Source organism: Lentzea sp. NPDC004782 (assembly GCF_040609115.1).
Classification (GTDB): Bacteria; Actinomycetota; Actinomycetes; order Mycobacteriales; family Pseudonocardiaceae; genus Lentzea.
The window spans coordinates 1-1298 of sequence record NZ_JBEXJN010000147.1 but is presented as its reverse complement, the minus strand read 5'-3'; the positions used below and the strand labels follow the sequence as shown (position 1 = coordinate 1298).

Annotated in this window: 1 rRNA gene (running past one end of the window); it reads right to left on the bottom strand. The window is 55.6% G+C overall.

The annotated features are described in order from the left end of the window. Window positions 1-1260 (bottom strand): 23S ribosomal RNA (locus tag ABZV40_RS46285) (it extends 1477 nt beyond the left edge of the window). Window positions 1261-1298 lie beyond the last annotated feature (38 nt).

The following is a 1298-nucleotide window of genomic DNA, read 5'->3' as shown; positions in this document are numbered from 1 at the left end:
ATACGTTCCAATGACACAGCTTCGGCGGTGTGCTTAAGCCCCGCTACATTGTCGGCGCAGGACCACTTGACCAGTGAGCTATTACGCACTCTTTAAAGGGTGGCTGCTTCTAAGCCAACCTCCTGGCTGTCTGTGCGACCCCACATCCTTTCCCACTTAGCACACACTTAGGGGCCTTAGCTGGCGTTCTGGGCTGTTTCCCTCTCGACTACGAAGCTTATCCCCCGCAGTCTCACTGCCGCGCTCTCACACCACGGTATTCGGAGTTTGGTTGATTTCGGTAAGCTTGTGGGCCCCCTAGACCATCCAGTGCTCTACCCCCGCGGTGAAACACACGACGCTGCACCTAAATGCATTTCGGGGAGAACCAGCTATCACGGTGTTTGATTGGCCTTTCACCCCTAACCACAGCTCATCCCCCAGGTTTTCAACCCTGGTGGGTTCGGGCCTCCACGCGGTCTTACCCGCGCTTCACCCTGGCCATGGCTAGATCACACCGCTTCGGGTCTAGACCACGCGACTAAACGCCCTATTCAGACTCGCTTTCGCTACGGCTACCCCACACGGGTTAACCTCGCCACGTAGCACTAACTCGCAGGCTCATTCTTCAAAAGGCACGCCGTCACCCCAAAAGGCTCCGACGGATTGTAGGCACACGGTTTCAGGTACTATTTCACTCCCCTCCCGGGGTACTTTTCATCTTTCCCTCACGGTACTAGTCCGCTATCGGTCACCAGGGAGTATTTAGGCTTAGCGGGTGGTCCCGCCAGATTCACAGCGAATTCCACGAGTACGCTGCTACTTGGGAACACTCCAACGAGCCACCGGGTTTTCGAGTACGGGAGTTTCACCCTCTACGCTCACGCTTTCCAGACGTATTCCTCTAACCACAGTGGTTTCTGACTCGCCGCTAGTCCGGCAGAACTAGCAAGAAGGTCCCACGACCCCGCGAATGCAACCCCTGCCGGGTATCACACAGACGCGGTTTAGCCTCATCCGCTTTCGCTCGCCACTACTCACGGAATCACGGTTGTTTTCTCTTCCTACGGGTACTGAGATGTTTCACTTCCCCGCGTTCCCTCCACATACCCTATGTGTTCAGGTATGGGTGACCCCACATGACTGGGGCCGGGTTTCCCCATTCGGAAATTCTAGGATCTCAGCTCGGTTGACAGCTCCCCTAGACTTTTCGCAGTCTCCTACGTCCTTCATCGGCTCCTGGTGCCAAGACATCCACCGTATGCCCTTACTAACTTGCTACAAAGATGCTCGCATCCACTGTGCAGTTCTCAAAGAAC